This is a genomic window from Enterococcus aquimarinus (genome assembly GCF_001885765.1).
Taxonomy (GTDB): Bacteria; Bacillota; Bacilli; order Lactobacillales; family Enterococcaceae; genus Enterococcus_I; species Enterococcus_I aquimarinus.
Genome location: NZ_JXKD01000002.1, coordinates 246425 through 253988, shown reverse-complemented (window position 1 = coordinate 253988; position 7564 = coordinate 246425). Strand labels below are relative to the sequence as shown.

Annotated in this window: 5 protein-coding genes, 10 tRNA genes and 1 riboswitch; of the genes, 14 read left to right on the top strand and 1 reads right to left on the bottom strand. The window is 39.7% G+C overall.

Annotated features, from left to right (window positions below; genetic code table 11):
- Positions 1-54: 54 nt before the first annotated feature.
- The 13 genes from RU93_RS02985 to RU93_RS02925 all read left to right on the top strand — a co-directional run bounded on the left by RU93_RS02985 (position 55) and on the right by RU93_RS02925 (position 4847).
- Positions 55-128, top strand: a tRNA-Met gene (locus RU93_RS02985).
- Between the two features lie 14 nt (positions 129-142).
- Positions 143-216: transfer RNA gene (locus RU93_RS02980), tRNA-Ile, on the top strand.
- Positions 217-254: 38 nt separating this feature from the next.
- Positions 255-344: transfer RNA gene (locus tag RU93_RS02975), tRNA-Ser, on the top strand.
- 49 nt (positions 345-393) lie between these two features.
- Positions 394-467 (top strand) — tRNA-Met (locus tag RU93_RS02970).
- 40 nt (positions 468-507) lie between these two features.
- Positions 508-581 (top strand) — tRNA-Asp (locus RU93_RS02965).
- Between the two features lie 17 nt (positions 582-598).
- Positions 599-671, top strand: a tRNA-Phe gene (locus tag RU93_RS02960).
- 9 nt (positions 672-680) lie between these two features.
- Positions 681-751, top strand: a tRNA-Gly gene (locus RU93_RS02955).
- Positions 752-768: 17 nt separating this feature from the next.
- Positions 769-842: transfer RNA gene (locus RU93_RS02950), tRNA-Ile, on the top strand.
- A 28-nt stretch (positions 843-870) separates the two neighbouring features.
- Positions 871-958, top strand: a tRNA-Ser gene (locus RU93_RS02945).
- Positions 959-970: 12 nt separating this feature from the next.
- Positions 971-1042, top strand: a tRNA-Glu gene (locus RU93_RS02940).
- Between the two features lie 274 nt (positions 1043-1316).
- A riboswitch (SMK box riboswitch) is annotated at positions 1317-1407 on the top strand.
- Positions 1405-2595: a methionine adenosyltransferase gene (gene metK, locus RU93_RS02935; RefSeq protein ID WP_071874118.1), complete on the top strand. Its 1191-nt coding sequence runs from the start codon at positions 1405-1407 to the stop codon at positions 2593-2595. It overlaps the preceding riboswitch by 3 nt.
- 75 nt (positions 2596-2670) lie before the next feature.
- Positions 2671-4137 carry an MDR family MFS transporter gene (locus tag RU93_RS02930; protein ID WP_071874117.1) on the top strand — a complete coding sequence of 489 codons (1467 nt, stop codon included), beginning with the start codon at positions 2671-2673 and terminating at the stop codon, positions 4135-4137.
- A 158-nt stretch (positions 4138-4295) separates the two neighbouring features.
- Positions 4296-4847: a restriction endonuclease gene (locus tag RU93_RS02925; RefSeq protein ID WP_084131151.1), complete on the top strand. Its 552-nt coding sequence runs from the start codon at positions 4296-4298 to the stop codon at positions 4845-4847.
- Between the two features lie 215 nt (positions 4848-5062).
- Here RU93_RS02925 and RU93_RS02920 read toward each other — a convergent pair whose 3' ends face one another.
- Positions 5063-5545 carry a GNAT family N-acetyltransferase gene (locus RU93_RS02920; RefSeq protein WP_071874116.1) on the bottom strand — a complete coding sequence of 161 codons (483 nt, stop codon included), beginning with the start codon at positions 5543-5545 and terminating at the stop codon, positions 5063-5065.
- Positions 5546-5696: 151 nt separating this feature from the next.
- Here RU93_RS02920 and RU93_RS02915 point away from each other — a divergent pair, with 151 nt between their 5' ends.
- Positions 5697-7469, top strand: a complete 1773-nt coding sequence (locus tag RU93_RS02915) for a glycerophosphoryl diester phosphodiesterase membrane domain-containing protein (RefSeq protein WP_071874115.1) — start codon at positions 5697-5699, stop codon at positions 7467-7469.
- Positions 7470-7564: the final 95 nt, after the last annotated feature.

Genomic DNA, 7564 nt, shown 5'->3' with positions numbered 1-7564 from the left:
AGGTCAGCGGTTCGATCCCGCTAGGCTCCATATCATTTGAATAAATGATTTTTTCGCGGTGTAGCTCAGATGGCTAGAGCGTCCGGTTCATACCCGGGAGGTCGGGGGTTCGATCCCCTTCGCCGCGATTTTTTTAGAGCCTGGACCTTTAGCTCAGTTGGTTAGAGCAGACGGCTCATAACCGTCCGGTCGTAGGTTCGAGTCCTACAAGGTCCATATATGGGTTTGTAGGAATAAGTCATATTTATTATACCGGAGGATTACCCAAGTCCGGCTGAAGGGAACGGTCTTGAAAACCGTCAGGCGGGTAAAACCGTGCGGGGGTTCGAATCCCTCATCCTCCTTTTTCACGTAACACCATTATTACCTTTGAATGTTTTAAACATTCCTTATCGCGGGATGGAGCAGTTCGGTAGCTCGTCGGGCTCATAACCCGAAGGTCGTAGGTTCAAATCCTACTCCCGCAATTACTGTTTTTATTACGATTTAAACAGTGAAAAGTTCCATGGTTTGGTAGTTCAGTTGGTTAGAATGCCTGCCTGTCACGCAGGAGGTCGCGGGTTCGAGTCCCGTCCAGACCGTTTTTTAAATTTTCAATGGCTCGGTAGCTCAGTTGGTAGAGCAATGGATTGAAGCTCCATGTGTCGGCGGTTCGATTCCGTCTCGCGCCATTATCCATTGCGGGTGTAGTTTAGTGGTAAAACCACAGCCTTCCAAGCTGTCGTCGCGAGTTCGATTCTCGTCACCCGCTTTTGGAATATATTTTTAGGGCCTATAGCTCAGCTGGTTAGAGCGCACGCCTGATAAGCGTGAGGTCGATGGTTCGAGTCCATTTAGGCCCATTTACCAAAACCAATTTGTATTGGTTATGGGGAAGTACTCAAGAGGCTGAAGAGGCGCCCCTGCTAAGGGTGTAGGTCGAGTGATCGGCGCGAGGGTTCAAATCCCTCCTTCTCCGTTTTATGTTTTAGGTCCGTTGGTCAAGCGGTTAAGACACCGCCCTTTCACGGCGGTATCACGGGTTCGATTCCCGTACGGATCATCATGTTTAAAAAGAGAGTTATTAGACTATTTGTCTAGTAGCTCTCTTTTTTGAAATATTTAGGCTTTTTGTGTAGATGTCTAATTGGAAGTTTCAGTCGCCCAGGTCGTCTAGTTTAGCTGTTCAAAATAGCAAAATTGATTTTGTTTTGTTCAAGTTAAAATGTTTCTTGTTTGGAAAACGATTGAAATGATTAAAAATGAAAGACAATGACAAACATTTACAAGAAATAAGCAGAAAACCAAGCATTATCGGTTAGAATTTGCTATAATCATAGCGTTGCAAGTTCCCGAGAGGATTCACTTCATTGTAAACAAAGTGGAGATGCCTTGTAACCGAAAATTAATCAGGGGGAATCAAAATTGACAGAAAGACATTTATTTACTTCAGAATCTGTTTCAGAAGGACATCCAGACAAAGTAGCGGATCAAATTAGTGACGCGATTTTAGATGCATTATTAGAAAAGGATCCAATGGCACGTGTGGCTTGTGAGACGTCCGTTACAACGGGATTGGTCTTAGTATTTGGTGAAGTATCAACAACAGCTTACGTGGATATTCAAAAGGTTGTTCGTGAGACAGTCAAAGAGATTGGTTATACACGAGCTAAATTCGGCTTTGATGGCGATACAGTGGCTGTATTAGTGGCAATCGATGAACAATCACCAGATATTGCTCAAGGAGTGAATCAAGCACTAGAAGCACGAGAAGGGGCTAATGATGCGTTAGATGAAATTGGTGCCGGGGATCAAGGATTAATGTTTGGTTTTGCTGTGGATGAAACACCAGAACTGATGCCATTACCGATTGCATTAAGTCACCGTTTAGTCCGTCGCTTAGCTGAATTACGGAAACAAGGCGAGTTGACCTATTTACGTCCGGATGCAAAATCACAAGTAACAGTCGAATATGATGAAGAAAATCAACCGAAAAGAGTCGATACCGTTGTGATCAGTACGCAACACGATGATGCGATTGATAACGATACCTTACGTCGTGACGTAATGGAAAAGGTGATTAAGCACATTATTCCAAGTGAGTTACTAGATGATGAAACAAAATATTACATTAATCCAACAGGTCGTTTTGTGATTGGCGGACCTCAAGGAGATGCTGGTTTAACAGGCCGTAAAATTATTGTTGATACATATGGTGGTTATGCACGTCACGGTGGGGGTGCTTTTTCAGGAAAAGATGCGACAAAAGTCGATCGTTCTGCCAGTTATGCCGCCCGTTACATTGCAAAAAATATCGTTGCTGCAAAATTAGCGAAAAAAGTTGAAGTTCAGTTGGCTTATGCGATTGGAGTAGCGCAACCAGTTTCAATTTCGGTTGACACCTTTGGGACAAGTACTGTTTCAGAAGAGAAATTAATTAAAGCCGTTCGTGAGAATTTTGACTTACGTCCTGCTGGAATCATAGAAATGTTAGATTTACGTCGTCCGATTTATCGTCAGACAGCGGCGTATGGACATTTTGGTCGTACAGATATCGACTTGCCATGGGAACAAACCGATAAGGTAGATGCCTTAATCGCAAGTGTGAAGGAATAAAAGAGGCGACCTCTATCATTAGGATAACTTTTGATAGAGGTCGTTTTTGATGTTTAAAAAAGAAAGAGTGAGAAGATGGAAAAAAAGAGAGAAACAAATGTACTGATTGTGACAATTGCCGTTTTTGTGGCAACTTTTATGACCGCGATTGAAGGGACGATCGTAACGACTGCGATGCCAACGATTGTAGGGTCTTTACATGGCATTGAAATTATGAACTGGGTATTTTCAATTTATTTATTAACTAATGCGATGTTTACACCAATTTATGGAAAATTAGCAGATAAAATTGGCCGTCGCTCAATTTTTATCTTTGGAACACTTGTTTTTATTATTGGATCAGCCATGTGTGGTTTTTCAAACACCATGTTAACCTTGATTATTTCTCGGGCAATTCAAGGAATTGGAGCCGGTGCGATGATGCCGGTTGCCTTAACGATTTTGGCAGATATGTATTCAGCTGAAAAGCGCGCGAAGATGCTTGGCTTAAACAGTACCGCTTGGGGAATTGCCAGTGTGGTAGGACCACTAACGGGTGGTGTAATTGTAGATACGATTGGTTGGCACTGGATTTTCTTTATTAACGTTCCAATCGGTCTCGTTTTAATCGGACTTGTGTCTTATTATTTAGTCGAAGAAAAACAAGAAAAAGACAATAAAAAAATGGATATTCAAGGAAGTCTTTTCTTGATGACAATGTTATTAACGTTGCTTTTAGCCTTCCAATTTCTAAGTGAATCTGGCTTTGATTTAAAAGTTATCGGTATGTTTGGTGCAACGATTCTCTCTATTTTCCTCTTTATTCGGGCAGAGAAAAACGCCGAAGATCCAGTTATTTCCCTTGAGTTATTTAGTAGCCGTATTTTTATCGTGGTTAATCTTGTTGCAGCTTTAATTAGTGGCTTTTTAATGGCTGTTGAAGTCTATATTCCCATGTGGATGCAAGGTGTTTTAGGGTACAAAGCAGGACTAGGTGGCTTAGTATTAGCACCGCTATCGATTTTATGGGTATATGGTTCTTCTTTAGTGGGTCGTTGGATGGTTCAGCATTCAATGAAAACTGTATTACTTCGCACATTAGGTATTGCTTTAATAGGGGGCGTTAGTCTGTTAGTTATTCCAATGAAAACGCCTTTTATCGTATTTTTAGTGATTTCAGGGATTACGGGAATCGGGGTCGGAGGAACGATTGTCGCGACGACCGTCCAAGCACAAAATAGCGTAGGTATGGATCAATTAGGGGTTGCAACGTCTTTTAATACTTTAAGTAAAACGATTGGACAAACAGTGATGGTTTCAGTTTTCGGATTAATTTTAAATACAATCACGCGTACCGAATTAGCAAAAGCGGCTTTAACAGATGATCCCGATATTATGAATAAATTAGTCAATCCGCAAACAGCGAAATTATTACCAGAAAACTTATTGCTGCCACTGCGAGAAATTTTACACCAAGGATTATGGGGAATTTATGTCGCGGGTGTCGCACTCGTGCTATTAGCGATAGGATCGGTATTGTTACTTAAAAAAGAAACAATTTAGGATTAAAAAAGGATTGATGAGAGATGCCAGTAGCATTCATCAATCCTTTTTGATGATCAGCGTATCAAAGGACACCTAGAAATAAAGTTTCAATGGATAAATTTTTAAAAATGGGCTTGGTAGAATGAATTATTACAAAAAAGCAAAGGAGTATTGATTTGAAGAAAAAAGAAGAGAGTCAATTAATTAATTTGTTTGTAGTTGGTGTATTAATGGTGATTGCATCCTTTCTTTATCCGATGGCGCGTCCATTGAGACTCATGGGCGTGATGGCGATTGTTATTGGAATTGTCCCATTTCTATATGGCACGTTAAGTGAGAAGAAGCGCCATTCGAGAGCGAAGATATCTGAAATTGATGAAATGAAGGGATATGAATTTGAGAGATATATCGTATTTTTATTATTGAATAACGGCTACCAAAACGTAAGTGATACCGGAGAAGGACCGGATCAAGGAGTGGATGTACGTGCGACAAAAGAAGGAGTCACGTATGGGATTCAATGTAAGCGTTGGAAGAAACGTGTTGGGAACAAAGCGGTCCAAGAAATTCATGCAGGAAAGGACTTCTATAAACTAGATAGAGGTATTGTCGTCACGAACAATTACTTCACGAATTCAGCCAAACAGTTAGCGAAAAAACTAAAAATCGAATTGTGGGATCGCGATGATCTCATGAAGATGATTGAAAAAATACCAATCTCAAAATAAGTGTAGCGAAAGAGCTCTTAATCTTTTCTTATCCTTTTATTCATAAATTTGCTTAAATATGAACATAAAATGTTCATATTTTCGAGCTATTATATAGACATACCAAAACAATGCTAACAAAACTTTTCATTTTATTTCTCCCTTCCAAAGAAATAAACTCCTAAAAAAGGATAGTAGACCTGATTATCGGGTCTACTATCCTTTTTATTTGTCTTTTACTTTTTAAGGACAAAGACATCGCTATTGAACGATTCGATGTATTCTTCTTTGGTAAAGTGAAGTTTTTTAAGTAATTGTTCACTCGCATGGTTTCCAGGATGGACAAGGCAAATAATTTCAGATGAGGGAAATCGCTTTTGGAGATACGGGATAAAAGCAGTTAGGGCTTCTAGCATATAGCCTTTGCGTTGATGGAGCGGGCTAGTCGTAAAACCTAATGTGATTGTGTGTCCTTTTTTCGCGATAAAAATATCACCGATTAACTGATCGGTCTCTTTTGCAGCAAGGGCGATTTGGATTTGTTGATCATCTAAGGATCGTGTCATATTTTCTTTGATAAAAAACTTGAGTTCTTCAATTGTCGTGTTTTCCCATGCTTGATAGCGAGCACAGAGGGGGTCATTGCGGTAGAGGTGTAAATGACTTAAATCTTTTAGCTGAAAAGGACGTAGAATTAAGCGATCCGTTTCGATAATCATGTGAATCCCTCCGATATCTTATGATTTCTTATCTTCAATCTAGCATATTTTTAAAGAAAAGACGAAGAATAACATCAGAAAATAATGTTCGCAACTCCGTGGGCGGACTGATATAATGAGACCATTGAACTGAGAGGTAGGTATCTTAAATATGAATATTTTCACCCCACTTAAAAAAATATTGAATAATATTCAACAGCACTTTGTTGTTTATGTCCAAAGCATTGTTTTTTTACGAGTAATCCAAATTGCCGTGGCATTACCTACAATATCTTATTTATTTTTACAAATTCTAAAAGTGACAGGACTATCCAGTATTACGGAAAACAATTTATTTGAAGTGTTTCGTCATCCGCTTGGTATTTTTGCGTTGACGCTGTTAGCGATTATTGTGATCTTTTTTATTTACTATGAGCAAGCGTATTATTTTATTTTAGCTTTTTTCCAACGAACAGGAGAACCTTATGATTTCAAAAAAATTATTCGGAAATTAAATCGCAAAGCTCGTTTCTTTTTGAGTTTACAAAGTTTGCTTTTTCTACTGTACTTTCTCTTAATATTGCCGATTGCTTCCATTGGAATGAGTCCTGGATTGGCGAAAAATTTATATATTCCGCATTTTATTATCGAAGAGTTAGTGAAATTTCCTGGAGGGTTGCAAGTATATGTTGCTAGTTTAATTCTTGTCTTTTATTTGAGTTTACGTCTGCTTTATGCGGTGCCTTTCTTTGTGTTAGAAGAAAACATGACGATTTTACAAGGTGTGAAGAAAAGCTGGATCATGACACGAAGAAAGACGATTCGAAATATTAGTTATCTTGCTGTGATTATCTTAGGTTATGGCCTTGCGATGGCGGCCTTGAGTTTCCTCATTTTGTTACCGTTATTTGCCGTTGAAAGATGGGTTCCTACTGCCGCTCCAATGATGGCGGGTTTGACATTAACGACGTTACAACTTGTTCTTTTCCTTTCATTTGGAATCTTACAAGCAATTTTGGCCGATACACTACTTGGCCTTGCTTATCCGGAATTAAATACGCTTGAAAGACGAACAGAAGAAAATAAAAGTCTTTTTCCTGTCATGTTTTCACGGGGGCTCTATCTAATTGCGGCGGGGATGTTTGTGTTTACGGTAATTGGAAATACGGTTTCGGTTACGAAAATCTTGTATCAACCGAGTACGCAAATTATTGCCCATCGTGGCTATACCGCAGAAGGGGTTGAAAATACAATTGGTGCATTACGTGCGGCGAAAAATGCCAACGCGGATTATGTTGAAATGGATATCTTGCAAACAAAAGATCGCCAATTTGTCGTGATTCACGATACGAATTTAGAACGTTTAGCAGGACGTAATGAAAATGTGAGCGATTTGACGCTTGCCGAGTTGCAAGAAATTGAAGTATCTGCTAACGGATTTACGGATAAAATTCCCTCGCTTGAAGAATATATCGCAGTTGCCAAAGAGATTGATATGAAATTGGTGATTGAAATTAAGTATCACGGAAATGAGTCCGAAGATATGGAGCAACTTCTTGTCGAGCTTCTCCAAAAAGAAGGGGTCGCCCAAGATTATTTAGTGCAATCACTTGAAGAGCGTGCGATTGCCAAAGTAAAAGAGGTTGACCCAGACATTACAACAGGGTATCTTGTAGCTTTAAATATCGGGAATTTACCCCAAACGAGTGCCGATTTTGTCGTGATTGAAGAGTTTTCGTTGAACCAACGCTTGATCGATCAAGCGCGTGATGCGGGCAAAGGAATTGGTGTATGGACGGTGAATCAAGAACAAATAATTCGTCGAGCGTTGCGATTGAATGTGGATGGCTTGATTACGAATGAGCCATCGAGGGCCTATGGATTACGAGCGGCATTTAATCAAGAGCAAACATTTGTCCAACGTGTGCAAGATTTATTAGAATAATCAAGGATAGCATCCAAACGTTTCAAGCACTGTGGTTAAGACCGTGCTCGAAGCGTTCGGATTTTTTTAGTATGGGAATCGAAACGAACTTTTTA